Raw genomic sequence first — 24,914 nt, forward strand, 5'->3', positions numbered from 1 at the left:
CGTGAATCCGGTTTGATGAATCCAGGCTCCTCACTTCAAAATACCGCTCCCCCATCCGACAAAGCCCGGTTTGTCCGCCAGGGGTTTGACGCCATCGCGCCCCGCTATGATTTGCTCAACGATATCATGACCTTCGGGCTGCATCGCGCCTGGAAGCGCAAAGCGGTTTCGTTGTTGCGTTGCCAACCGGGCGCGCGCATTCTCGATCTATGCAGCGGCACAGGCGACCTCGCCCGCGTCGCGGCGCAACGCGTCCCCCAATGCCGAATCGCGGCGATGGATTTCTCATTGCAGATGATGGCGCAGGGCCGCGCGCGAACGCAAGACGCGCCCATTGATTGGAGCGGCGCCGACGCGACGAACCTGCCGTTTCAAAATGAATGCTTCGACGGCGCACTGGTCGGTTTCGGCCTGCGCAACGTGACCTCAATCGAGGCGACGCTGCGCGAGACCCTGCGCGTTCTCAAACCCGGCGCCCGTTTGGTCAACCTCGACACCGCCGGGGCCGAGCTGGGCGCATTACAGCCGTTGCTGCGCTTACACATGAACATCATGGTGCCGGTGTTGGGTACCCTGCTGGCAGGCTCTCATTCTATGTACAAATATTTGTCGACGTCCGCTGCGGGCTTTGAAACCCCGCAAGAATTGAAAGCCTTATTTGAACAATGCGGGTTCCGCGAGGTCGGCTACCGCTATTGTCCACGCGGGGTCGGCGGCGCGGCTTTGGTTTGGGGAGAAAAACCTTGAAACTCGACAGCAAAATTTTTGACGCGAACCTGCAAGCGTTGCGGCAACACCGCCCGGCGCTGGCGGCGCAGATCGAACCGGTTGAGATTGACCCGCAGCGCTATCGCCTGGTCGAAACTCAATCGGGACGCCCCAATCTGGAAATCCATGCGTCCACCTCGCCGGTCTGTTTTTATAGCCAGTATGGCCCGCAGCGTGAATGCGAACGCCAGATCGAAACCTTGCCCGCCGATTGCGTCTTCTCGCCGGTGCTGTTGGGCATTGGCTTGGGGTATCGCCTACGGCATTTATATGACAAACGCCGCGACCATTTTTTTGACTGCGCCCTGGTTGAACACGACCCGGCGGTGTTTCGTTTGGCGATGCAAGTCACGCCGCTGCATGACCTCTTTTCCGACTCGCGTTTTCAAATTCAACTCGGCGAGTCGTGGGACGATTGGAACGCCACCGTTCATACGCTCACCCCGGGCGTTATGAGCAGCCGCTTACAGGTTTTGCCGCATCCGCCGTCGCAATCGCTGGCGCCCAAGTTTTATCAACAAGCAGTCGCGCTGCTCGAAGCCCGCGTCCAACTGGCTCACGCCGAATTTCACCTGATGATTAATTCCGGCGGACGCATTCAAGAAAATTTATGGGGCAACCTCTTGCCCTCGATCAACGCCGCCGGGGTCAACCAACTAGCGGATTGCTTAAAGGGAAAACCCGCAATCATCGTCGCCGCCGGGCCATCGCTCGACCGCAACGTCCACCACCTGGCGGACGCGCAATCGAGGTGCATCATCATTTGCGTAGACACCGCGCTGCGCACTCTACGCGCCAACAACATCGCGCCGCACATCGTGGTTTCAAACGACCCGACCGAACTCAACGTCCATCATTTTGAAGGCGTCGAGTTCGCCCGCGACACCATCCTGGCCTATGACCCCGAACTCTACGCGCCCATCACCCGTTCGTGGCCGGGGCGTCGTTTGTTGATGAATTTAGAAAAAAGCGCATTCACCCGCTGGATGGAACGCGCCGTCGCCCCGTTTGGGTATGTGCCCAAAGGCGTGTCGGTCGGCAACGCCGCTTTCTTTTTGGCGCGGGCGTTGGGTGCGGGCCCGATTGTTTTTGTCGGCTTGGATTTGGCTTTCGACCCAAAAGGCGGACGCACTCACACCCAAGGCAGCGCCTTGCACCGCGAACACCAAGAGATTCAACCCGGCTCGACCAATGCGCAACTCGGCCCGCGGTCTGAATCAAACGCCATGCAAGAAAAAATTGTCTGGGTGGACGGCGTCCACGGCGAGCCGGTCCCGACTTCGCAGATCATGTCGATGTACTTACGCCAATTTGTCGAAGAGATCGCCCACACCGACGCCCGCGTAATCGACGCCACCGAAGGCGGCGCCTTAATCGCCGGCACGGAACTCCATACGTTAAAAGAAGCGCTCGACGACATCGAGCCGCAAGGCAACCCCGCGCAATGGATCGCCTTCACACAACCAAAATGCGACATCGCCCGCTTGCAGCATGATTTGAGCGAAATTTCCAAGGCGCTGGAATCAGCGATGCAAGTTGCGAAGCAAGGCTTGCGGTTATGTGATTTGCTGGCGCCGCAACTTTCGCAGGGCGCTGAAATCCGCAAGACGCAAGAATGGCAACAAATGGAAGACGGCTTCAATGCGCTCCATCAAAACGAAGCGATTAAGGTCGCGCTTGAGCAGGCGATGTTCGGCGCGTTATATCAATTCATCCAGAAGGAACTCAGCCATCAGGTGGAGTTGCGGCTCAACAAGTACCGCCAATATTTCGCGGCCTTTCTTCAAATCGCCCCCCAGTTCCCGCCGATCATTCGCGAAACCGCATCGTATTTAGAGAAGTAAACTGCTGTTTTTACAGCGAGCGGTATGGGCACAACTCTGCTCGCTTCAGTGCGGGCTTTCAGGCCCTTATAATAGTGGTTGCCAAAATTATGTGCGGATTGAGCTTTCATAACTGTATCTATCGCTGAGCCCCTGCCTGCGGCAGCCTGCTAGCCGTAGGCGTTGCAGGTGGCGCACATTATTTTGACAAACGCTCTAACGTGCAATTCTAAATCCGATATAATCGCTATCCCCGGGGCCGACGCCGCTACTGCTTGAAGGCAAATACCAACCCCGATACCCACACCGGACGCTAGAAGGGCCATCGTCCCAACAACCGCCTCTCACAAAATGAAAGCCCTGATGCAAGAACGGCTCAGGGTTGCCGGGGTAAGATTTTGCATCATCGGCAACCCATTCATACGCATTGCCCACCATGTCCATACAACCATAAGGGCTTGCGCCCTCTGGGTAACTGCCAACAGGCGCGCTCTGATTGACTAAGTAACCACCGCCGGCCAGATTGTGGTCTTTTGGATTATTGCATTTTTCCGCATCCCACTCGTCACCCCAAGGCCAGATATTGGCATGTTGCATTTGGTCATCCCAACGCGCCGCTTTTTCCCATTCCGCTTCAGTGGGCAATCTACCACCAGCCCATTTACAATAGGCTTCCGCTTCATAGTAAGTGACGCCGATGACAGGATGGTTATCGGTTTGAGTGAAAATGGGGTGTTTGTATCCGTGCCCAATCCATTCCTGCTCAGATGCCCAATGCTCAGGCTCTCTGCGTTTTTGCTCTTTATTGGGGCGCTCGACTTGTTGAGATTTACCGTGCAAACCTCCATAAACGATGAAGTCGCTTTCTTTCCATGCCCAACCGTCTTTTGACCAATATTGTGGATCGTCATAGCCGCCAAACTCAATAAATTTTCTGAATTCGCCGCGTGTTACTTCATGCTTGCTTATCTCAAAGGACGGCAAATTGACAGTATGCTGCGGGAATTCTGCAGGATCGCCAAAACCTTCTTTGCCACTATTTCCCATTAAGAAATCACCTGCAGGGATCGTTATCATTTCACGAAGTCGATTGTTCGTTGTCTCAGATGCAGGACAGTCAAAAGACAGAAATGCAGATAAAATGAGGGCAATTTTGGCGCTGATTTTCATACTATTTTCCCTGACCTCGCATGTTGTATTGTGAGTTACTATTATCAATTATCCTTATACTGAAGCAAGGCCTATTTAGACCCTACGGCTTATCCCACCAACAGCAGTTTGCATCACCCAAGATCTAATAAAACCGGGGCGGTCGATTGACCATCCCGGTTCGTGTTTCTAAATAAGTAATATTGCTGCCAGTAGGTAAAACCCACCTTGCTCTTCAATCCTCTCCCCTAAGATGGGGGCGCCTCCGAAGCCTGCTCCAGGCAAGGGCTCAGCGATAGATGCAGAGATGAATGAAAGCAGAAATGATTGCTAAGTAAAAAACAAATGGCGGCGAGGCCGCCCCCTCACCCCAGCCCTCTCCCAGTGGGAGAGGGAGTAACGCTTGCGATAGATGCCGAATTCGCACAACCTAAATATTTTTGATTCGCAAAGTGCCAGCGCGCCGGAACGGCTCAGCGATAGGTACAGAAGTGGAGTGATTTAGATTCACTAATCTTAATACCACACGAAATTTATTTGCCGATGCAGAAGCGGGAGAAAATGGTGGTCATGATGTCGGGGGCGAGGCCGCTGCCGTCGAGCTCGGCGATGTCGTTCAACACCGCGCGTAGTTCTTCAGCGACGGCTTCGAGCGGAACCTGGTCTTCGATGAGGCGCTGGCTCTCATGCAACCGCGAGGCGATCTGCGCCAGCAAACGCGCCTGACGCTCGCCGACTAAGAAAGCGCTGTCGGCGTCCGCCGGGACCAGCGCTTCGACTTCCCGCTGCAACCGCGCCAGCAAGGCATCCACGCCGTCGTCTTGCAGCGCCGATGCGCAAATCATGGGGACGCCCGCTTCGACTGGCGCGGCGCCGAGGTCGCTCTTGTTGGCGACCAGCAAGACCTGCGCTTCGTCGTCGCGCTGGCGAAGGTCGTCGAGCAGGCGCTTGTCTTCGGGCTGCAACCCCTGCGAAGCGTCGAAGACCAAAAGCACGATATGCGATGTGGTGAGCAACTCGCGCGAGCGCTCGACGCCGATGGCTTCGATTTCTTCGTGGGTTTCGCGCAGCCCGGCGGTGTCGATCAGCGTCACCGGGCGGCCTTGCAGTTCGATGGCGCCTTCGATGCTGTCGCGGGTGGTGCCGGCGTGGGGGGTGACGATAGCGCGGTCGCGGCCCAGCAGGCGGTTGAACAGGCTCGATTTGCCTACGTTGGGCTGCCCGGCGAGCACGACAATGACGCCCTGCTCGAAGCGTTGTTCGCGCACGGCGCGTTGTTGCAATGCGTCGGCCTCTTTGACGATGCCGTCGACCTGCGCTTTGAGTTCGCGCCCCAGGTCTGCTTCCATGGCTTCGTCGGGGAACTCCAACTGGGTTTCGAGCTCGACCATAGCCTGGGTGACGTGCTCTCGCAGTTCAGCCAGCGCGATTGAAAACGCGCCTTCGAGCATACGCAGCGAAAGCGAACGCGCCAGTTGCGAGCGCGACTCGATCAGCGTGCCTACGGCTTCGGCCTGGGAGAGGTCCATCTTGCCGTTACACACCGCGCGAAAGGTGAACTCGCCCGGTTCGGCGGGGCGCGCGCCCTCGCGGTAGAGCAGTTCGAGTACGCGGCGCACGACGGCTTCGCCGCCGTGGCATTGAATTTCGGTTAGATTTTCGCCGGTGTAAGAACGCGGCGCGTGAAAGGCGACGCACAGCGCTTCGTCGATGGTTTCGTTGGTTTGCGGATCAACTAAACGCCCGAACACCATCAGGCGCGGCTGGTCGAGCGACCCGCTTTTGGGCTGGAACACGCGCCGGGTGAGATCAATGGCGCTGCGTCCAGTGACGCGCACCACGGCCACGGCCCCGCGTCCGGGAGCGGTGGAAAGCGCTGCGATTACGTCTTCTTTGAGATAAAGCCCCGCGTCAACCATGATGGAAGTATCGTAGAGACAACGTGTGCGGTATCAAGGCGGCGGCGGAAAGGCCGTTGCGATTGAAGGATTGTGGCGAGGATGAGCGGTTTGAAGGTCGAACGCTTACTCTTTGCGCTCGCAGCCTTCTTCCCACTCGATCATAAACTGTTCGACTTCGCGCCAGTTTGACTTGGGTTCGTCCAAGATGGCGATGTCAACGCACTCGCCGCTCTCGTTGAATTCCCGCACAGTGGAACCGCCGTCCCAGGTCGAGAGTACACCCAAACTTTCATCATAAAACACATGCTTTGAGCCATTCAACATACGATAAAACGACTTCATTGACATTGTGATTCTCCAAAAAAATGGTCATTAGTTTTATTATATATCGATCCGGTTTTTTCGTACAAAAAAAATGAAAAAAGGCGAGGCAAACATGCCGCGTTCTGAGCGCTTCGCATTAGTTGCCGTTACTATTTTCCGGCGCGTCCGCCCAAATGTTTAGCGAGAAAGCCTTCCATGTGGGATTAGAAGCGCAGGCGGTTTTCTCTTTGGGCAAACCACGGCCTTCGTCTTGCTGTAATAAAATCACGATGAAATTATTTTGCGTATTTGTCAGCCAATTGGAATCTGACCGGGTTTTTAGTACACTATGGTTAAATACAAACGGGATGGGATTGAATGCTGTCAAATTTTTATTGGGTGATTGAGAAAGAAATCGCGGGCATGGGCCTGCCGACTGGATCGCGGGCGTATCTGTATCTGGAAGACGCCGACAACGCAGCGGGCGAAGAGCTGCTGCGCGAGATTCAGGAACTGCACGACAACGGCGTTGGAGCATTGGTCAGCCTGACCGAAGTTCCCATCGCGCATGACCGCCTCGAAGAAGCGGATATTCGCTGTATTCATCTTCCGGTTCCTGACATGACCGCGCCCACGCCGAGCCAGATCGACGAGTTCATCGCGTTCGCCAAAGAGATGATCGACGATGAGCGCCCGCTGGTGTTGCACTGCCTGGGCGGTTCGGGGCGCACGGGAACCATGATCGCCTGTTACCTGGTCACCAAAGGGCGCTCTGCGGATGACGCGATTGACGAGGTGCGGCGTTATCGCCCCAGCGCGATTGAAACCCATTGGCAGGAAGACGCCGTTCATCAATTTGCGGAGACGTTTTCAAAGACATAATAGCAGCGATCATGGACGTGATTGAAATGATCAGATTAACTGGGGAGGGCGTCAATCAACCATTGGCGGCTCATATTTTTTTGTTCAAAAGGGGAGAACGATGAAACGACGAACCGTACTACAAACCGGCGCGTTGTCAGCGCTGGCGTTTCAGGTTCCACGCGCCCAGAGTGCAAATGACGCCATTCGCATTGCCGTCTTGGGATGCGGCGTGCGGGGAATGCAGCACATTAACGAGATTCACGCCTGCCAGGATTTAAACGCCGAAGTCGCCGCTGTCTGCGATGTGTGGGCGCCCGCGTTGGAAGCCGCCGCTGAGAAAGTGCACGACAACCAGGATTCGCGCCCCAAAACCTTTACCAACTACCGCGAAGTGCTTGATGACGCTTCAATCGACGCTGTCGTCATCGCCACGCCTGACTTTGGCCATGCAAAAATTCTGAAAGAAGCCGCCGAAGCGGGCAAAGACGCCTATTGCGAAAAACCGATGGCGGTCGATTTCAGCGAAGCCATCGCCGCAGTTGACGCGGTGCGCGAACAGAAGCGCGTCGTCCAAGTTGGCACCCAATGGCGCAGCGACGGCAACTTTATCGCCTGCGCACAGGCGGCGCAATCGGGCGAACTGGGAAAGATCACCCGCGTCTCCATCTCACAAAACTTCAACCAGCCGCGTTGGCGAAAACCCTACGGCGATGTGAAACAAGATGATGTACATTGGGACGAGTTTCAAATGCACCGCCCCAAAAAACCGTTCGACCCCAAGCGGTTCAAGCGCTGGTATCTCTACCGCGACTACACCAACGGGCTGCCCGGCTTGTGGATGTCGCACTACTACAACTTTGTCGCCTGGGCGATGCAGGACCCGTTTCCGCATACGCTTTGCGGCAGCGGCGACGTCTATTATTGGGGCGACGACGGGCGCGAGACCTTTGACACCATCGGCATTATCGCCCAATATCCGTCCGGGTTCCAACTCAACTTCACCATGAGCCTGTGCAACGAGGCCGATACCCATTGCATCTTTTATGGAACCAACGGCAAACTGGACGCATGGAAAACAACCGTCTCCGGCGACGGCGGCGCCGGGCTAGATCAAATCGCTGCCGCCCGTACGTTGGAGCCAGTGAAAACCACCAGCCATCATTGGGACTGGATCGAGTGCATCCGCTCGCGCAAAGACCCGCGCACCCCGATCGAGATGGGGCTGGCGCATTCGGTCGCGGGCATCATGACCGCGCAATCAATCCGCCAGGGTAAAGTAATGAAATACGACGCCGAACGGCGCAAACTTGGGGAGGCGTAAGATATGCGATTCGTAATTCTGACTTTGGTTCTATCGTGTCTTGTTGTTTCGACGGCCAACGCCGGGCCGCAATCCGTCAGCGCAGTGATATTAGATGACGTGGTTCGGGTGACGGTCGACGGCGAGTTGTTCACCGATTACCGCTATGAAACGAACGAAAAGTATCCCTACTTTTACCCCGTCAACGGCCCGTCGTCAGGCATCAGCGTCACCACCCAAACCACCGAGCCTTACCCGCACCACCATTCGCTTTTCTTTGGCTGCGACCGGGTCAACGGCGGCAACTACTGGCAGGATACGCTCGAACGCGGGCGCATTGTGAATGACCGGATCGAGGTTGGAGAAGACGGCGACAAGGTCGTCATCGAACAGCGCTGCGAGTGGGTTCGGCCCGATGCGCCCACGCCGTTCATTGATGAGCGCCGCATCGTCATCGCCGCGCCGAGCGAAAGCCTGCGCGTGATTGATTTTGAAATCACCTTGGTCGCGCAGATGGACGTTCAAATCGAGAAGACCAACCACTCGCTGTTTTCGGCGCGTATGGCGCCTGAACTGAGCGTAAAATCCGGCGGGACGCTCATCAACGCGCAGGGAGACAGCGGCGAACAAGCCACGCTGGGCGTCGAGTCAAAATGGATGGCCTACGCAGGCGAACGCCTGGGCGAGACCGAAGGCCTGGCGATTTTCGACCATCCCAAAAACCCGTGGTTCCCAGCCAAATGGTTTACGCGGGATTATGGCTTCTTCTCACCGACAAATATGAATTTTCTTGAGAAGCCCTGGACGTTCAAAAAAGGCGATACCATTTCGATGAAATACCGCACCGTCGTCTTCGCTGATACACCTGAACCCGAAATGCTCAATCAATTATTTGATGACTGGGTGAAATAAAAACCAGTGTTTACTCCCTCTCCCGCCGGGAGAGGGTTGGGGTGAGGGCTTGAATTTGATAATCTAGGTTGTGTCATCGCGAGCGTAGCGAAGCGATCTCGCTTTTTGAACCATGAGATTGCTTCGGTCGCTATTGCTTCCTCTCAATGACACAGATTTCAGGAAAAAGCAGACGATGTTCGAATGAGCGAGTCTTAAGGCGGGACGGCTCCTTACGCCGTCCCCCACACGATCATTCTCGGTTGGCTCGCGTCAAACGCCGCGCCCGAAAAATCGCCGAACACGCCTTGCGGCGCCAGATCGGCGGACGCCAGCATATCGCAGATTTCAGGGTAGGAATACAGCCGCACCGACTCATGGTAAGTGCGCACCTCGCCGCCCCAGTTTTCGATGACAATCTCTTTCTCCACCCGCTCGCCGTCGTCGGTGAATGAACGCGTCTCACGGATGCAATACTCGCCGTGCTTGCGTTCGGACTCTGGCTCGAAATGGGCGCGGACATGGTCGGGATTGAGATAATCAATCAGAAAACGCCCGCCGGGTTTTAATATCCGCCGGGTTTCTTGAAAGACTTTAAGATTTTCAATGTTGGTTTTGAAATACCCGAACGAAGTGAAGAACGTGACCAGCGCGTCGAAGCTGGCGTCGCGCAACGGCAATAGCCGCATGTCGCCGCGAACGTAGCGCGCACGTGGTTTCTCGGACTGACCAAAGCGCAACAATGGATACGAATAATCGACCCCGGCGACGTGTTCAAAGCCAAGGCGTTTGAGTGCGCGGCAGTGGCGCCCGTTTCCACAACACAAGTCGAGAATTTGTTCGTGCGCTTGCAACGCGAGCGTTTTCGCCGCCGCTTGGGCTTCGCGTTCGGCGCTGGCATCGTCGCGGTGGGCGTACACGTCAAGGTAGATATCGTTGAACCAATCGCGCCACCAGACGCCGGATTGGTCATCTTGAGGCTGTGTTGTCATCAGCACGATGCGCTTTCATTTGAAGTTGTTTCTACGTATGAAAAGTCGCAGGGGATTGGGTGAAGCGGCTTTCGTAGTCAGCAGCAATAAGCCGCGACGGAGACAAGCGTAACCCAACCCCGAGGCTTTTCAACGACCTGTATAGTCAGTATACCGGACGATATGTGATATGCCGACATCTGACGCATCCCCCAAGGTTTCCTTGAAGAATGGGGCGGTTTCTTTTATTGTTAGCATTCATTAGAAAACGTGATCCCGATCAAGTGAGGCGAAATGATGAATAGGATGAAACTAGGCGTTATCGGCGGCGGATTTATCGCCAACTTTATGTCAGTCGCAATGGAAAGCGTTCGCACAGTAGAACTGGCGGGCGTCTACGCGCCCCAAGGCGCCGAGGCGCTGTCAAAATCCGCACAACAACGCGGACTGGGCGATGCGGTGGTTTACCCCAACATCGCTGAACTGTGTAAGAATGTGGATGCGGTGGCGGTGTTCTGCCCCAATTTCACCCGTATCGAAGTGCTCGAACAAATTCGCGACGCAGTCAAAGCCGGGGCGCAACTCAAAGGCCTGATCTGCGAGAAGCCGCTGGCGCGTAACCTGCCCGAAGCCAAAAAGGTTCTTGCCATCGCCAAAGAAATCGGCGTACCGACATCGTATTTTGAAAACCAACTGCACATGAAACCGATTGTCCGCCAGATGGAGCAACTGCGCCCCCAACAAGAAACCATGGGGCCGCTGTCGCTCACGCGATGCAGCGAAGAACACGCCGGGCCGCACAGCGGCTGGTTTTGGGACCCGACCCAACAGGGCGGCGGCGTTCTCAGCGACATGGGCTGCCACTCCATCGCGGTGGGCTGGTATGTGCTCAACCCCATCGACAAGCCGCTGACATTCATGGAGCCCGTCAGCGTGTCATGCGACGTGGGCCTGCTCAAATGGGGGCTGCCCAAATGGCGCGGCGTCTTGAAAGACCGCTTCGGCCTCGATTATGAAAAATGCCCTGCTGAGGATTTCGTCAGCGGAATGATTACTTACCGCAACCCCGAAACCGGGCAGCTGGCGAAATCGCAATTTACCAATTCATGGATGTTTGAAAAACAGGGCCTGCGCCTGTTCATGGACGGCATGGGGCCGGGCTATGCGTTTGAAGTCAATACGCTGGTGGCGCCGCTGACCATCTTCATCGGCGACGAGGCCGCGAACGCCGCCGCTGACGCCGAGACCGCGCTGGAAAAATCGACCTCCAGCCGCGGGCTGTTGGCGGTGCATCACAACGAGGCCGATGTGTATGGCTACAACGATGAGTTGCTCGACGCGTCGAATTGCTTCATGGCGGGCCAAAGCGGAAAACTCACGCTCGACTACGGCTATGAGATTGTCAAATTGTGTATGGCGGCGTACATGGCGGCGGAAAAAGGCGTCACCCTCGATCTGACCGACCCGAAGGTGCAGGCGGAGTTGGAAACCTACATCCCCGCGATTCAACAAGGCAACGGCGCCGACCAGTTATACGGTAAGAAATAATTCTGCAGCAATCAGTCGTGAGACAAACAAGAGGGGCGCGTATTGCGCCCCTCTTTTCATTGTGTGACGAGTAACAACGAAACATCATACTAAAACATAAGTCTTGGGCGGGTCTCTGTGAGCGCTTGTGCAAAAAGGGCATTAAGCCCGCACCGAAGCGAAGAGAGACCCACCCCAGCCTTATTCAGCGGGTTGCGCGATTGCTGCGCCGCCGCGTTTTTTGCGTCCATTCAACAACGCGCCCACCCAGGTGTAGCGCACCATCGTCTCATAAATGACCAACAAAAATCCCGTCACCAATACCGTAACCAAAACAAACTTGGCCAGCGCAGGCATTTGCCAGTCGCGAATATATGCCTGCACAAAAAAGATCAACGGCAGGTGGGCGATGTAGAGCCAATAGGATGAATCCGAAATATAACGCATCCACTTGCTTTCGCGGCTGAGCAGTCGGCGAAACAGCCCCATGCAGCCGAAGGTCATCAGCCAGACGTAAGCGACTTGCAAAAGATTATTGATGAATTGTCTCGCGCTTGGAATCAGCGGAATCGCCTCATTGGGGGCGTGAGTGAATATCATACCAATGGGGAAAATCACCAATATCGCAACCGGCAGCGTCAGCCAGTAGCGCTTGCCTAAGGCGCCTGCCTCGTCTTTGGCGTCAAAATATAAGGCGCCGAATCCAAAGAAAACCGCGTAATACAACAACACATGCGGCATGGGCAGCAACCCCGCCGAGGTGTCAGAGCCAAAAGTCGGTTCAATCATAAACAACTGCGGAACCATCGTGAGCGGGACCAGCCACATATACCGTAGCGGCGATAAAATCAGTTTGCTGGATTGGACGTTCCAATTCAGCGCGTCTGCGATGAGCGCATAAACCGCGAAGCCAACCACCAGCCAAATGAGAAACCACAAAAACCAGAGGTGTTGAAGCACAGGCGTTGAAAACAGCAGTCCATACAGGATGCTGAGCACAGGATTTGAGCGTTCTTGTCCGGTGGAGACGCCCAATATTTCGGAAATCTGGCTGCGGCCTTCGTTGATTTTTTGGGGATCAAATTTTACGTTGACCAGTCCAGCGATGAATTGGGTTGTCCCCATGTCGGCGGTTAACGACTGATGAGACGTTTGTCCATAACTGTTTTTGATGTCCGCGTCTGCGCCATTTTGCAACAAGACTTTTGCGACTTCGGCCTCGCCGAAAAAAGCGGCGGTGTGCAGCGGGGTTGAACCGTCGCGCACGGGCATGTTCACGTCTGCGCCCAGTTCAAGTAACAGTTCAACCGCTTCGAGTTGGCCGGTCATCGTCGCCGTCGATAGCGGCGTGATTCCATAAATTTGATCTTGTTGGTTGATCCCGGCGCCGTCTTCGACAAATGCTCGAATTTTTTCTAAATCGCCGACTCTCGCCGCCGACCAGAGATCAGCGCTTGCTTGCGTAGATACGGCGGCCTCTTCATCAACGCTCTGGGCGGTCCCCGTTGTCATGGCCCAGCCAATAATCAAATATGACGCGGGAATGATGGTGATAAGACACAACGCGAACGGGATAAAAATCCGCCGGAAGCGGTGCCGCAGTAGCGACTTCAGCCCGCGCTTGCGCCATAACATTGCAGTAAAAAATCCGCTGATGAGAAAAAACAGCGGCATGCGAAAACCATGCAAAAACGCGGGGATCAATCCCAATATATGCGCTTGCTGATTGTCTTGCACCGGCCAAAGCCCCGGGATAAACGATAGCGACGCATGAAGCGCGATGCCCGACAGCATGGCGATGGCGCGTAGCGCGTCGAGGTCGTGGCGGCGGTCGATGGCGGTAGTTTGCGTGGTCGCGTTATTCATTGCCGAACTTCGCGCCGTGTTCCTTCAAAATATCGGCGACAGACCCCCGGGTGCGTTTGATGCGATCTAGGTCAATCTCCATTTGCAATATGCCGCCGACCATGGCGTAAACATCTTCTAATTCCTGGCTCCATTCGGCGCCGACCGCATCAAGCGGGGTCGTGCCGATGTTGTCTTTCGGGTTCGGTTCGGCGCCGTTTTCTAACAGCAACTTCACGATATTCGGATGGCAAAACAGCGCGGCGAGGTGTAAAGCGGTTGAACCATTATTGTTCTTTTGGTCTAACGCTGCGCCCTTTAAAATTAACACTTCGGCTGCATCGGGCTGACCAAACAAGGCTGCCACAATCAAAGGCGTCGAGCCGCCGGTTGGCTCGAGGGCGTTGATGTCTGTTCCCGCTTTGACGTGTTGTTGAATGGCGGCGATGTTTCCTTCTCCCGCCGCTTGCCAGATGTCGATTTCCGGCGGTTGTTCGGCGCATCCAACGGCAAAAATCATTACGGTGAGATATAGCAATGCCTTTTTCATCTTTTCTCCAATTATAAACTATATTTTATGATGAGTTTTACTAGAGCAATCCAAAGCGTCTCATATACTATACGTTGAGGATGTAGTGATCTTTCATTTATTTATTTTTTACACCCTACCATGAATACGATTGGATTGGAAATGCAAAGAATATTCATACTTTTCACATTACTTACCGTTGCATTGGCGCCATGCGGCTTTGCCGTAGACGCGCCGCGCGCGGCGCGGTCGGTGCATCTGTGGTATCCGGCGCCGGAAAGCGAATGGTTCTATAACGAGATGATCGTCGATGAGTCGCACCCCGGCAGCTACTTCATGGCGTGCGGCTTCAGCCACGGTTATTTTGGCATTCAAGAAATACGCGGACCTGAAGACAAGGTCGCGATTTTCTCAGTCTGGGAGCCCGGCGAACAAGACGACCCCAACATTGTCAAAGACGACCTGCGCGTCAAGCCATTGTTTGAAGGCGAGGGCGTCAACGTCAGCCGCTTTGGAAACGAAGGCACCGGCGGCAAGAGCATGTTCCCCTATCAATGGAACATCGGCGAGACCTATAAGTTTTTGCTGAACGCGAAACTCGAGGGCAAGCGCAGCGTCTATACCGCGTATTTTTATCTCAATGAAGAATCGCGATGGAAGAAGCTGGCGACCTTCTCAACCCTCGCCAAAGGCGACCGCCTCAAGGGCTACTACTCATTCGTTGAAGATTTCTGGCGCAACGGCGAAAGCGCACAACAGGTGCGCCGCGCCCGCTACGGCAACGGCTGGGTCAAGACGCTCGACGGCGATTGGGTCGATCTCACCCGCGCGCGTTTCACCGCCGACCGCACACCGACGATGAACATCAACGCGGGCTTGCTTGATGGATTGTTCTTCTTACAGACGGGCGGCGAAACCGTCAACGAGTTGCCGCTGCGCGACGAGATGTCGCGGCCTCCACGCGGGTTGGAGTTACCAAAGGAATAAAAGTTGAACTTTTATTGATAGAATTTCGTATTCTTTTTGAGGCCTGTTTTTAATGCAGATCCCCCCTGCCCCCCTTACAAAAGGGGGGTGGCGTCGAAGACGACGGGGGGATTTCGGTATAATGAATTTTCCCATCAAGATTTCACACATTGAATAGAAACCCTCCCCCAATCTGGGGAGAAGATTTCCTACTAAAGATTATGATTTTCTTGGAGAACTGTATGTTTCAGCCGTATAGATTTATATTCACGCTTCTCTTATTTGCCGTCACAGCGAGCGGGGTTTCTGCCTTAACCTGGCAGGAGAAAACCGACCGCCAGTTTCGTAAATGGGACCGCACCGACTCGCCCGGCTGCGCCATCATCGTCGTCAAAGACGGAGAGGTCATCCATCAAAACGGCTATGGCATGGCCAACTTGCGCTACGATATCCCGATTGACCCTGAGACGACCATCTTTCGCACCGCGTCTAATTCAAAGCAATATGTCGCGTTCGCAATTTTGCTGCTGCATGACGAAGGGCTGCTTACGCTGGATGACGATATTCGCGACTACATTCCAGAATCGCCTGACTTTGGCGAAACCATCACCATCCGCCATTTGCTTCACCACGTCAGTGGGATACGCGACTATTTGAGTTTGGCTTCAATGTCAGGCTTGGTTTTGATGAATGATTATATTGATAAGACGTATGCGCTTGAAATGTTTGAAAACCAACAACGCCTCAATTTCGCGCCCGGCGACCAAACCATGTACTCAAACACCGGCTTTACTCTGCTGGGCGAAATTGTGGCGCGGGTGAGTGGACAGTCGCTATCAGAATTTTGCCGCGAACGCATCTTTGAACCGCTGGGCATGACCAATACGTTTTTTATTGACAACTTTCAGACGGTTTATGACAATTTCGCTGATGCGTATATTCCCGATCCAGAGGGTAACACCTGGCATTCAACCATCGGCTTCTCAAGCGTGGGCGCGGCGGGCATGGCCAGCACGGTGGTCGATCTCGCCAAGTGGGATGAAAACTTCTACAACCCCGTTGTCGGCAATTCAACGATCATAAAAATGATGGAGCAAAAATTCAGGCTCAATGACCGAACCCTTGGAACGATGTCGATGGGGCTGATTGTCGAAGAAGCGCTCGGCATCAAAGTGGTTTATCACGGCGGCGATTTAAACGGCTTTCATTGCCAGACCATGCGGTTTCCGAATGAACATTTTTCGATGATTTTTTTGTCGAACACCGCTGAACTCAATTCCGGTGAATTGGCAACCATGTCGATACAGATTCGCAGTTTCTATTTGCAGGAACCGGATACGTCAGTGACAGACTTTCAGTTGCACGAACCCACGCCGCCGATGCCCGCGTTTCTCTCGGGTTTTATTCACCCTGATTTAGATATGATGCCTTATTTGAATCCGCCTGCGTATGCGCCGAAGGCTCGCGCGGCAAGGCCCAGCCAAGCCAAACCTCAACTCACCGAGCCGCAGGTTCGGCGTTATGTGGGGCGTTATTACAGCGAAGAGTTAGACGTGTTTTATGAACTCGCGCTCGAAGACGGCTATCTGATGTTCAAGACGCCGCGCATTCGCCCTGGAATCTTTGGCGTCGACCAGGTTGACTCAGACGGCTCGTTCGTGACTGAAGTGATTCCATTCATTGGCCTGCCTGCGTTTTGGGGAACATTCACCGAAGACGGCTCTGGCAACATAGACGGATTTCTGCTCAGCAACTTCCGAGTCATTGACCTCAAATTCATCAAAGTCACCACGGCTCCGTTTGACTGAGCCGACAATAAATTAATACGCGAATAGAAACGTAAGAGGGGCTTCGTTTTCACGAAACCCCTCGCTGTTTATACAAGAACGAAACTACAGGTCTTCTAAACGGAGCGCGTTGAAGCCCGCCACGTTGACGCTGCTGCTGCTGGGTTCAAACGACCCCTGGAAGGCCGAGAAGCCTTCGGCGCGTCCAGTCAAAATCAGGTTGGATGCGCCATTGATACTCGAGGCGTCATCCGAATTGGTAAAATCTGTTAAGAAAAGTTCTAAAGAACCCTATCAAATGCGTTTGCGCTTAATGAATTTCGTTATCCCCTTGTTAATGACAGGCCAAGGATCGAGTGAACAATGTGAAGAAAAAGTAATTTTTTATGTGTAATTTATAGCCATATAAAACCTTAATATACAGATAGTTAAACAAAGAATAACATAATTTTAGATTCATTTTATGAATTTTCCTGTTGACAAGTTCCTGAAGATTGGATATTCTTTATTCATAATTTGAATTTAAAAGAAAGGAACCCCCTCCTATGTTGTCTGGCCGCCTCGAAGATTACGCAGACCGTTGGCCTCACGACCGCCCCATCGAAGATGACCGGGGCAAGTGGCGAGTCGCTTACGTCAAGCCGCGCAACGAAAAAGCGCTGGCGATTGATTGCCAACAAGCGGGCGTTCCTTACTATTTACCGTTATACGTCAAACGCAAACGCCGCAATGACAACAATAAGTATCGCAAAAGCGTGATGCCGTTGTTTCCGGGGTATTTTCCGTTCGTTGACACAGAAGACGGCAAAAGCAAATTACAACAAACCAACCGCGTCGTTCACATTCTTGATATTAACGATCAGGAAGCGTTTGTACGCGATCTCGAGCAAATTCGCCACGCGGTGAACTCCGGCATGGCGGTCGACGCCGTCCCGTATATGGAAGAAGGCCAAAAGGTCCGCGTAAAAGAAGGCCCGTTACAGGGACTTTGCGGAATCGTTAATCGGGTGGACGCGAACCACGCCCGGTTGGTCATCACGGTTGACGCGTTAAAAATGGCGGTTGAAGTTGAACTCGAAAGCGAGTCAGTCGAAGCACTTTAGCGTTGGTTAAATACTGTGCGTTAAGCGCGCCCGTAGGGCTCAGCGATAGATGCCGATTAAGAAACCTTAATCTGCACGGTTTTCTAGCAAACACTATAAAAAGGAAGTTCAAGGTTTATTCGTCCAAGATAAACCCTTTACCTGATACAAAAACTGTCTAATCCCTCGTCCAAGGGAACCCGGTGGAAGCGAACCTTCCACCGTTTTTTTTGTCTGGGCATGGAGAAAATCTACACGGAGGGCTTTGCGCTTTCCATCTTCTTGCGTTCGACATAGGCGTCGTAGATCGAGTAAACATAGAGCACGACGCTGGCGACCGCTAATACGCAGAAGGTATAAAACTCATCGCTGAGAAATTGCAGCGAATCGGCGGCTTGCTCTACATTGCCCTGGCCAATCTCCAAAAAATACATCGCGAGAAAATACCCGATCGGAATCAACAACGCCAACGAAGCAATCAAAAACACGATGCCGACAAACACCGCTTTGGCCCACTGGCGGTTATACAACTGGCCCGCGCCGGGAACCACCAGGGCGGACAACAAGGCGGCTTTCATGGCTTCGCTGCGGGCGGTCGCGGCGTTGTTCATTCGGGGTTCTCCTGTAGTTTGTACGCATTGCGTACGCGCTCCACGTCTTCGGGCGTGTTGACGCCCGGCCACGGGTGGCTGGTGGAGATCATTTTAATGCGTACGCCGTGTTCGATGGCGCGCAGTTGTTCGAGGCTTTCTGACTTTTCCAACATGCTGCGCGGCCAACAGGCGTAGCGCTGCAGGGTGGGGCGGCTGAATGCGTAGGCGCCCAGATGCAGCCAATAGTTGGCGGGGCGCTGCGCCCATTCGATGTCTTCTTTGCGGCGCCAAAATGGAATCGGGGCGCGCGAAAAATACAGCGCAAAATCTTCGTGGTCGATGACGACTTTCACCTGGTTGATGTCTTCCACATCGGCGCGTTCGTGCAGCGGCGCCATCAGCGAGGCCATCTGTACGCCGGGCGCCTCTTCAAAACACTCGACCAGCCGGTCGAGGTCGGTGGGGTCGATCAACGGCTCGTCGCCTTGCAGGTTCATAATGACGTCGTGGTCGAGATTGAGGTCTTCAAGCACCCGCGCCACCCGGTCGGAACCGGTGGGCAACGAGGGCGGCGACATCACCGCTTCACCGCCGAAACTGTCGACCGCTTGTTTGATGCGCTCGTCATCGGTGGCGACGATCACCCGATCGAGGCGCCGGGCGCGCGCGGCTTTTTCGTAGACGCGCTGAATCAGCGGGCGTCCGCAAATGTCGATCAACGGCTTGCCGGGCAGGCGCACCGACGCATAACGGGCGGGAATCACGCAGACAGTCTTCAGGATGCTCCTCCAAAACGGCGAATCAATTCCACTACAGCATAATATATAGTAATCAAATCGCCCGCCATTGAAAGGCGAAGCGCCCTCTGATTCTGTGCAGGCTGCTCCAATTGTGATATTGTTTCGCTTCAGAATAACAACGATACATAAGCAGTGCAGTAATCGTAATAAAAATGACGCAATTCTATTTACGCGTTAACGAACGCCTCGGGGTTGGGTTCTGCTTGTCTCCGTCGCGGCTTATTGCCGCTGACTACGAAAGCCGCTCCACCCAATCCCCTGCGACGTTCTTATAGGCAAGGATATTGATGATGACCAATTGTTTTCGCTTAACATGGAACACCCTCACGGCGGCATTGCTGCTGATTGGCGCCGTGAACGCATTCGCCCAAGAGTCGGCAACGCCGGAGGCGGCGGCCCCCATGCTGGCGGGGTCGGTTTATCGCGCTTCGGATATCGAAGCCATCCGCGCACTCGCGGCGCAGGTGAATTGGAAAGAAGGGACCATCGACGAAGCCGTTCAAGAAGGCGCCGACGAGTTTGACGCAGCCTGGACCGCATCGCTGAAAGCCGCCGTCTTGGGCAAAACCGAGCGCCTGCAAAACGCGCTTCAATCGTTTGACGCCGTCCTCAATGATGAGAGCGTCGACCAACCGCGTCCAATCCAGGTCGCCCGCCTCATCGAAAGTTTTGACCTGCTGCAAGCGACCTTCGAATGGAAAGCCCTGCCCCAAGACAACCGCGAAGCATTTGAAGCAAGGGTAAATAAGTATCTTGACGAAGTATTTGACCGCGCTGACTCCATCACGATTCAATCCAGTTTTATCGCGTATGAATTGCGTGAAATGGCTTCCTGGAAAGCCTTGCAATCTTATTGGGGCGCGTTGGCGCAGAATGAAAAATGGTTCCAAAAAGGATTAACTTATGAGCTGGTTGGACTTAATGACAGCCTAGTCAATCACGTTAAATCTCATATCACCAGCGAAGGCTTTTTTGGTCAAAGCGCTGGCGAACATACAACCACCGCGTCGATCTGCCTGGCCGCAGGCGCAGCCTTGCGCAGCGCCTCGCCCGACGCCTATATTGAATTGAAGCCCTACCTGCAAGCCATGCTCAACGCCGCGACCGAACTCACCCTGCCCAACGGCGAATGGCCCGTATTTATGAACAAAGAACGCCCCGGCGTCATGCAAAACGCGGAACTGTTCGAGCGCGGTTACCGCCTGTTCGGCGACCAGCGCAGCGCGTTGTTGCTCGATCGGATTTATAAAAACTCGCCGCGCTCGGTTGAACACGCCGTCATCGGCGGGCCGACGCTTTTCAGCGCGATTGACCATTCGCTGTCCAGCACGCTGCTGCCGCAAACCGGCGCGGCCTTGCTGCGCGGCAAAAACTCGCCCCTCTCGGTGTTGTTGGATACGGGCGCCTCTCGCTTCGGCGAACAGGCCGGGTTGTTATCGCTTTCCGTTCTTCATACTGACAAGCAATGGACAAATGATAACGCTGGATTGAGCGGGGTGGTGATCGACGGCGCCCAGCAAACGCAGCCGCTCAAAGACGACGGTCTCATCGCCGATCCAAAAAACGCCCTGGTGATGAACATGCGCGAGACGCCCGACGGCGACGTGTATGTCTCATCCACCGCCGCCGGACAATTCACCGAGCGCCCGGCCTATCGCGACGAACAAGTCGCGGGCTTTAAGCAAGGGACGTATCAACGCGCGTTGTATCTGAGCGGCAATCTATTGATTGATCTGTTTTGGGTGCGCGGCGGCAGCCAGCAGGATTACTCCTACCGCGTCAACGGCGCCTGGCAGGCGGGCGATGCGCCAAACGCTTTCGTCGCGACCCAGGCTGATACGACCGAGCGCCTGTGGAGCGTGAACCCCGACGGCTTGCAACTCAGCGCGGGTTCTGACGATGACCCTGGACTCATGAAGGCGCACTACGTCGGCGAGGGCAATCTGTTTGCATTCGCCCATGAATTTATCGAGGGCGAACGACAGCCCACGGCGGTCAAACTGTTGCCGCTCGACCCTGCGCCCAATGCGCGCGACTTCCAGGCGATTGCGTTCGCGATTGAACGCGGTCAGCGCACCGACTTGTTTTTCGCCGCGCTGAGCCGTGAAATCGAATACAAGGGCAAGTACAAAGACATCCCGTTTACCTTCCAGGGCGACTTTGGCCACATGCGCTTTGAAGGCCCCGATTTAGAATCGCTGTTTCTCACTGGCGGCAGCACGCTTGAATATGACCAATACGGAATCGCGCTCAACCACGCCATGCAATACGGCGGCCTCAACGCAATCGCGCCGGGCGAAACCCTGGCGCGCACCATTATGGACGAGTCGATTCCCGTGCATGGGTTGTACTCAATTTTAGCGCTGGATATGGACGCGCCGACGGTGATGTATCAGCCGTTTTGGGCCAAAGCGGCGGGCTATGAATATGAACCCAACCAGCCGCAGCGGTTGCAATTGTTGCAGCCCGGCCTGGTCGATAACCAGGCGGCCTCGTTGGGCGTCAGCCTGCGCCCCGGCTGCAAGACGGTCTTTCATCACACTGTTCACATGAAGCGCTATTCCCACAAAAACCGCCTCCCGTTGCCCGTGTTTGGCGGCCAAAACGTCCCCGGGTATCAATTGACGACCAGTGCGCCGGTGCGGGTGCGCATTCCCGTTTGGAACAACTTTAAAGCCATCCAGTTTAGCGAATCAACCATCATCGACCGCCGTCGCGGCGCCGAACTCAACGGCGTGATCGAGTTCGGCGTCTTGCCGACCGAAACCAAAGACGGACGCGCTTCGTTTGCTTATTCGCCTTGATGCGCACTGGTGGGCGCCGTCATACTGGTAGCGTTGTGAAACGCAGCCATGAGGTGACGGCATGAACGTAAAGCCATTCGTCAGTACGTTGGTTTTTGTAATTCTGGTATGCAGCGCGCAAGCCGGTTTGGCGCAACCGGGCGTCAGTGATGCGACCAGCGCCAAACATTCACAATCCAGCGACGTTGGAAAACTGCGCAGCGACGACTCTTCGCAATACGCCTTCGACGACAACCTCGGCGCCTTGATGGTCACGCTGGTGTTTTTCGGGTTGTTCGCCATCTTTTATATTGTCATTCGCAACAAGCCGTCTGAAGGCGAATTGAAAAAGATACGCAAGAAGCGCAAACTCTGAGCAGGCGGGTTTTATGACGTCGCGAATTTTGGTCCCATGCATTATCGCCGCCGCGCTGGCGGTCGTCGCGCTGTTCGCGTTACAAACGGCGCCGCCCGCCGACCCGTTCCCCAACTGGCTGGCGACCATCGAATCACAGGAAGCCTCGCTCGACGCCTATCAAGAGGCCGGGCGCTATCTGGCCTTTTTGGGCGAAGCGCTTAACGGGCAATCGGACCCTGATGTACGCCGCCAACTCGCCGACCGCCATTTTTTGTTGGGACAGGCGATGTTCAATCACAAAACGCCTGCGCATTTAGATTACGCCAATCAGCAGTTCTTACGCGCAGTGACGATTTTTCCATCGCTGCGGCACGGCTGGCCGTTTTTTCTTGGCGCCGAAGCCTTCGAGCGGCGCGACCAGGACGAGCGCGCGATTGAGTGGTACCAACAAGCGGCGCAACATGACTACGGACAACTGGCGCTGGATGCGCGCTATCGCATCGCCCTGGTGGAGATCCGCCAACCCACGCCGCCGCAGATCGACCCCCGCCCGGTCTATGATTTTCTGCGCTTTGTTTCGACTGACCCATTCAACGAAATCACCACCTTTCGAGGCGCGTCATGGGGCGAGCGCCCCGAGGCGTTGTATCTGCATTCACTCGCGGCGCTGCGCAACGGCGACCCAGACGCCGCCGCGCGTATGATGCAAGGCTATCTGCGTTTGCGGCCCGACGACCCCAGCGCAGCGTATCATCTCGACGCGATGTCGGGTTGGAAGCGCGAGGGCGCGTATCCCGCCGACGGAAACCTGCTGCGTTCGTTTATCGCGCCGCGCGCGTTTGACGACAACGGCCCGCTGTTAACCAACAACGCCGAGTTATTTTCCGACGCCTATTTTCATGCGCCGCCCCAACACGTCGCGCTGGATATTGAGTTTATTGCGCCGAATGATGGAACCCTCAATTGGACGGTCTGCTTCAACGGAGAATGCCAGACGCTTTCACTGCCCGCGCGGGAGCCTAACCGGTCTACGCTTGCGGGAAAACAGGTCATCGTCAGCGCCGTCTTCAACAACGTGCTACAACGCAACCACATTCTCATTCAGCCCACGCTGACGCAGGCCGCACAAGATGAATCTCAAAACCGGGTGCGGCTATTGAAACTCACATTGCTTGAACCCGCCTCCACCTCATCTGACACGGTGGAGACGCCCCGTTGAAAACCATTATCCGCAACACCCTTTTTATGAACCTCTTCAATGTATTTGGCCGGGGTTCAGGATTGATTCGTTATGTCTTGCTGGTGTATTTTCTGACCGACCCCGACTATGCGCTCATCACCTTCGGCTTCAGTTTTGGCCGTCTCTGCCGCCACTTTATGGACTGGGGCCTCGATAATCTCATCACCCGCGAAGGCGCGCGCGATCCGGCGCTCATTCCGTCATTTCTCTTACACGGTTTTCTTTTCAAACTGGCGTGGGGCAGTCTGTTTTTTCTCGCGGGGTTTTTCTATCTCTACGGCGCCCGCTCGCTCAGTCCGTCTGAACTCGTCGTGGTGTATATCTCGATGTGCGGATCGGCGCTGCTGTCGCTGACGGGGGTATTGCGCAGCGGCTATAGCGCGGTCGAGCGCATGGAATACATCTTTTATACCAACGCCCCGGTGCGCACCATTTCGCTGGCGCTGTTGGTCTTTGCGCTGCTCGCCAAATTGCCGGTCGCGTATGCGGCGGCGGCGGTCGCGGTTGAACCGTTGTTGTGGCTGGCGCTGTTGGGGTGGTTCGCCAAGGGCGCGTTTCCATTGCGCGGCGCGGCGTTTTCATGGAAGACCACCGTCTTCTTGTTTCGCGAATCCTGGGCGCTGGCGGTTTATGGTTTCTTCAATATTTTTTACCTGAGCCTCGACGTGATTATGATCGAAGCGCTGATGGGCGGACGCGATGCGGTGGGGCCGTACACCATCGCCAGTTTGTTGGTGGAGGGCGTCACTCTCTTGTTGACGGGATACCTGATGGCGGCGTTCCCGGTTTTTTCGCGGCTCTACCAGACCGATGAAGACGCCTTTCGTCGGTTGTTCCGGCGCTCGGTGACGGTGTTGTTTGCGATGTCGTTTCCGCTGTCGGTGTTGCTATGCGTATGGCCGCACGAATGGATCAACCTGATCCGCCCCGCCAACCCCATCAGCGGGCAGGTGCTGGCCATTCTTGCGCTGAACCTCAATTTCGCCCTGTTAAATACGCTGATGATCGTCGTCTTCACTGCGCGTAACCGCCAGCGCTGGCTGGTGAGTTTTACTGCGATCGCGGTGGTGGTTTCGTTTGGCGCCAACTGGTTGTTGATTCCTCTTTATCATCAGGTCGGCGCCGCGATGGCGACGCTGTTCTCTCAAGCGTTGTTGTTTTTCATTATGGGCGGCGTCGGCTTGCCGCTGTTCGGGCTGCATGTCCCGGTCGCGCGGGTTGCCGGGCTAGCGGCGATTACGTTGACTTCCGCAGCGGCGGCGTATTGCGTCCCGGGTTTGCCGGTCTTGCTGGTTCCATTTATTTTTGGTGGATTTTGGCTCGTGCAAGCCAAACTCTTCAACGTCATTTCCATTGATGAAATCCGCCGATTGACGCAGGCCGCCCAGCCATAAACGCCAAGGCTCTTGCCCAAATCGAAGCGGGCGGTCAATC

The 24,914-nt window shown here is 55.0% G+C and carries 21 protein-coding genes; 13 read left to right on the plus strand and 8 right to left on the minus strand.

Going from position 1 to position 24,914, the window contains the following annotated elements:
* Nucleotides 1–15: 15 nt before the first annotated feature.
* Together P9L94_19310 and P9L94_19315 are read left to right on the plus strand one after the other, a co-directional pair.
* Nucleotides 16–747, plus strand: a complete 732-nt coding sequence (locus tag P9L94_19310) for a ubiquinone/menaquinone biosynthesis methyltransferase (GenBank protein MDP8246240.1) — start codon at nucleotides 16–18, stop codon at nucleotides 745–747.
* Nucleotides 744–2,612 (plus strand): DUF115 domain-containing protein, encoded by a 1,869-nt coding sequence (locus P9L94_19315; GenBank protein MDP8246241.1) that lies wholly within the window; start codon nucleotides 744–746, stop codon nucleotides 2,610–2,612. Before P9L94_19310 ends, P9L94_19315 begins: the two co-directional genes overlap by 4 nt.
* Before the next feature lie 195 nt (nucleotides 2,613–2,807).
* On the opposite strand, the gene P9L94_19320 is transcribed toward P9L94_19315, so the two are convergent.
* From P9L94_19320 to P9L94_19330, 3 genes are all read right to left on the minus strand, one after another.
* Nucleotides 2,808–3,761, minus strand: a complete 954-nt coding sequence (locus P9L94_19320) for an SUMF1/EgtB/PvdO family nonheme iron enzyme (protein ID MDP8246242.1) — start codon at nucleotides 3,759–3,761, stop codon at nucleotides 2,808–2,810.
* A gap of 512 nt (nucleotides 3,762–4,273) precedes the next feature.
* Nucleotides 4,274–5,659 (minus strand): tRNA uridine-5-carboxymethylaminomethyl(34) synthesis GTPase MnmE, encoded by a 1,386-nt coding sequence (mnmE, locus tag P9L94_19325; protein ID MDP8246243.1) that lies wholly within the window; start codon nucleotides 5,657–5,659, stop codon nucleotides 4,274–4,276.
* A gap of 105 nt (nucleotides 5,660–5,764) precedes the next feature.
* Complete coding sequence (locus P9L94_19330) at nucleotides 5,765–5,989, minus strand: hypothetical protein (protein MDP8246244.1); 225 nt, start codon at nucleotides 5,987–5,989, stop codon at nucleotides 5,765–5,767.
* Between the two features lie 333 nt (nucleotides 5,990–6,322).
* Between P9L94_19330 and P9L94_19335 the strand changes: the two genes are divergently transcribed.
* From P9L94_19335 to P9L94_19345, 3 genes are all read left to right on the plus strand, one after another.
* Nucleotides 6,323–6,826: a dual specificity protein phosphatase family protein gene (locus P9L94_19335; GenBank protein MDP8246245.1), complete on the plus strand. Its 504-nt coding sequence runs from the start codon at nucleotides 6,323–6,325 to the stop codon at nucleotides 6,824–6,826.
* A gap of 100 nt (nucleotides 6,827–6,926) precedes the next feature.
* The gene (locus tag P9L94_19340; protein ID MDP8246246.1) at nucleotides 6,927–8,129 is read left to right on the plus strand and encodes a Gfo/Idh/MocA family oxidoreductase; all 1,203 of its coding nucleotides are present in this window, start codon (nucleotides 6,927–6,929) and stop codon (nucleotides 8,127–8,129) included.
* Between the two features lie 3 nt (nucleotides 8,130–8,132).
* Complete coding sequence (locus P9L94_19345; protein ID MDP8246247.1) at nucleotides 8,133–9,020, plus strand: PmoA family protein; 888 nt, start codon at nucleotides 8,133–8,135, stop codon at nucleotides 9,018–9,020.
* 212 nt (nucleotides 9,021–9,232) lie between these two features.
* Here P9L94_19345 and P9L94_19350 read toward each other — a convergent pair whose 3' ends face one another.
* On the minus strand, nucleotides 9,233–9,991 hold the full coding sequence (locus tag P9L94_19350; protein ID MDP8246248.1) for a class I SAM-dependent methyltransferase: 759 nt from the start codon (nucleotides 9,989–9,991) through the stop codon (nucleotides 9,233–9,235).
* Nucleotides 9,992–10,264: 273 nt separating this feature from the next.
* Between P9L94_19350 and P9L94_19355 the strand changes: the two genes are divergently transcribed.
* Nucleotides 10,265–11,518 carry a Gfo/Idh/MocA family oxidoreductase gene (locus tag P9L94_19355; GenBank protein MDP8246249.1) on the plus strand — a complete coding sequence of 418 codons (1,254 nt, stop codon included), beginning with the start codon at nucleotides 10,265–10,267 and terminating at the stop codon, nucleotides 11,516–11,518.
* Between the two features lie 180 nt (nucleotides 11,519–11,698).
* Here the strand turns inward: P9L94_19355 and P9L94_19360 are convergent, their stop codons facing one another.
* A complete protein-coding gene (locus tag P9L94_19360) occupies nucleotides 11,699–13,363 on the minus strand; it encodes an acyltransferase family protein (GenBank protein ID MDP8246250.1) in 1,665 nt (554 codons plus the stop codon).
* Entirely contained in the window at nucleotides 13,356–13,892 is a 537-nt protein-coding gene (locus P9L94_19365; GenBank protein MDP8246251.1) for an ankyrin repeat domain-containing protein, read from the minus strand. The genes P9L94_19360 and P9L94_19365 overlap by 8 nt, the downstream gene beginning before the upstream one ends.
* Nucleotides 13,893–14,033: 141 nt before the next feature.
* Between P9L94_19365 and P9L94_19370 the strand changes: the two genes are divergently transcribed.
* From P9L94_19370 to P9L94_19380, 3 genes are all read left to right on the plus strand, one after another.
* Entirely contained in the window at nucleotides 14,034–14,858 is an 825-nt protein-coding gene (locus P9L94_19370; GenBank protein ID MDP8246252.1) for a DUF3472 domain-containing protein, read from the plus strand.
* Nucleotides 14,859–15,079: 221 nt separating this feature from the next.
* Nucleotides 15,080–16,645 carry a serine hydrolase domain-containing protein gene (locus P9L94_19375; GenBank protein MDP8246253.1) on the plus strand — a complete coding sequence of 522 codons (1,566 nt, stop codon included), beginning with the start codon at nucleotides 15,080–15,082 and terminating at the stop codon, nucleotides 16,643–16,645.
* 524 nt (nucleotides 16,646–17,169) lie between these two features.
* On the plus strand, nucleotides 17,170–17,727 hold the full coding sequence (locus P9L94_19380) for a transcription termination/antitermination NusG family protein (GenBank protein MDP8246254.1): 558 nt from the start codon (nucleotides 17,170–17,172) through the stop codon (nucleotides 17,725–17,727).
* A 230-nt stretch (nucleotides 17,728–17,957) separates the two neighbouring features.
* On the opposite strand, the gene P9L94_19385 is transcribed toward P9L94_19380, so the two are convergent.
* A complete protein-coding gene (locus P9L94_19385; protein MDP8246255.1) occupies nucleotides 17,958–18,317 on the minus strand; it encodes a hypothetical protein in 360 nt (119 codons plus the stop codon).
* Nucleotides 18,314–19,063 carry a 3-deoxy-manno-octulosonate cytidylyltransferase gene (gene kdsB, locus P9L94_19390; GenBank protein MDP8246256.1) on the minus strand — a complete coding sequence of 250 codons (750 nt, stop codon included), beginning with the start codon at nucleotides 19,061–19,063 and terminating at the stop codon, nucleotides 18,314–18,316. Before kdsB ends, P9L94_19385 begins: the two co-directional genes overlap by 4 nt.
* Nucleotides 19,064–19,386: 323 nt before the next feature.
* Between kdsB and P9L94_19395 the strand changes: the two genes are divergently transcribed.
* The 4 genes from P9L94_19395 (at nucleotide 19,387) to P9L94_19410 (ending at nucleotide 24,874) form a co-directional block, all read left to right on the plus strand.
* Nucleotides 19,387–21,903, plus strand: coding sequence for a hypothetical protein (locus P9L94_19395; protein ID MDP8246257.1), 2,517 nt, complete (start codon nucleotides 19,387–19,389; stop codon nucleotides 21,901–21,903).
* Nucleotides 21,904–21,964: 61 nt separating this feature from the next.
* On the plus strand, nucleotides 21,965–22,258 hold the full coding sequence (locus P9L94_19400) for a hypothetical protein (protein MDP8246258.1): 294 nt from the start codon (nucleotides 21,965–21,967) through the stop codon (nucleotides 22,256–22,258).
* Between the two features lie 13 nt (nucleotides 22,259–22,271).
* Complete coding sequence (locus tag P9L94_19405) at nucleotides 22,272–23,459, plus strand: hypothetical protein (GenBank protein MDP8246259.1); 1,188 nt, start codon at nucleotides 22,272–22,274, stop codon at nucleotides 23,457–23,459.
* Complete coding sequence (locus tag P9L94_19410) at nucleotides 23,456–24,874, plus strand: oligosaccharide flippase family protein (protein MDP8246260.1); 1,419 nt, start codon at nucleotides 23,456–23,458, stop codon at nucleotides 24,872–24,874. Before P9L94_19405 ends, P9L94_19410 begins: the two co-directional genes overlap by 4 nt.
* Nucleotides 24,875–24,914 lie beyond the last annotated feature (40 nt).

Origin of the sequence: Candidatus Hinthialibacter antarcticus (assembly GCA_030765645.1) — a bacterium.
GTDB lineage: Bacteria > Hinthialibacterota > Hinthialibacteria > Hinthialibacterales > Hinthialibacteraceae > Hinthialibacter > Hinthialibacter antarcticus.

Coding starts and splice junctions, on each gene's coding strand:
- P9L94_19350 (MDP8246248.1), bottom strand. CDS start 9,991: ATGACAACACAGCCTCAAGATGACCAATCCGGCGTCTGGTGGCGCGAT.
- P9L94_19340 (MDP8246246.1), top strand. CDS start 6,927: ATGAAACGACGAACCGTACTACAAACCGGCGCGTTGTCAGCGCTGGCG.
- P9L94_19335 (MDP8246245.1), top strand. CDS start 6,323: ATGCTGTCAAATTTTTATTGGGTGATTGAGAAAGAAATCGCGGGCATG.
- P9L94_19330 (MDP8246244.1), bottom strand. CDS start 5,989: ATGTCAATGAAGTCGTTTTATCGTATGTTGAATGGCTCAAAGCATGTG.
- P9L94_19375 (MDP8246253.1), top strand. CDS start 15,080: ATGTTTCAGCCGTATAGATTTATATTCACGCTTCTCTTATTTGCCGTC.
- P9L94_19360 (MDP8246250.1), bottom strand. CDS start 13,363: ATGAATAACGCGACCACGCAAACTACCGCCATCGACCGCCGCCACGAC.
- P9L94_19395 (MDP8246257.1), top strand. CDS start 19,387: ATGATGACCAATTGTTTTCGCTTAACATGGAACACCCTCACGGCGGCA.
- mnmE (MDP8246243.1), bottom strand. CDS start 5,659: ATGGTTGACGCGGGGCTTTATCTCAAAGAAGACGTAATCGCAGCGCTT.
- P9L94_19310 (MDP8246240.1), top strand. CDS start 16: ATGAATCCAGGCTCCTCACTTCAAAATACCGCTCCCCCATCCGACAAA.
- P9L94_19385 (MDP8246255.1), bottom strand. CDS start 18,317: ATGAACAACGCCGCGACCGCCCGCAGCGAAGCCATGAAAGCCGCCTTG.
- P9L94_19345 (MDP8246247.1), top strand. CDS start 8,133: ATGCGATTCGTAATTCTGACTTTGGTTCTATCGTGTCTTGTTGTTTCG.
- P9L94_19365 (MDP8246251.1), bottom strand. CDS start 13,892: ATGAAAAAGGCATTGCTATATCTCACCGTAATGATTTTTGCCGTTGGA.
- P9L94_19370 (MDP8246252.1), top strand. CDS start 14,034: ATGCAAAGAATATTCATACTTTTCACATTACTTACCGTTGCATTGGCG.
- P9L94_19400 (MDP8246258.1), top strand. CDS start 21,965: ATGAACGTAAAGCCATTCGTCAGTACGTTGGTTTTTGTAATTCTGGTA.
- P9L94_19405 (MDP8246259.1), top strand. CDS start 22,272: ATGACGTCGCGAATTTTGGTCCCATGCATTATCGCCGCCGCGCTGGCG.
- P9L94_19380 (MDP8246254.1), top strand. CDS start 17,170: ATGTTGTCTGGCCGCCTCGAAGATTACGCAGACCGTTGGCCTCACGAC.
- P9L94_19355 (MDP8246249.1), top strand. CDS start 10,265: ATGATGAATAGGATGAAACTAGGCGTTATCGGCGGCGGATTTATCGCC.
- P9L94_19320 (MDP8246242.1), bottom strand. CDS start 3,761: ATGAAAATCAGCGCCAAAATTGCCCTCATTTTATCTGCATTTCTGTCT.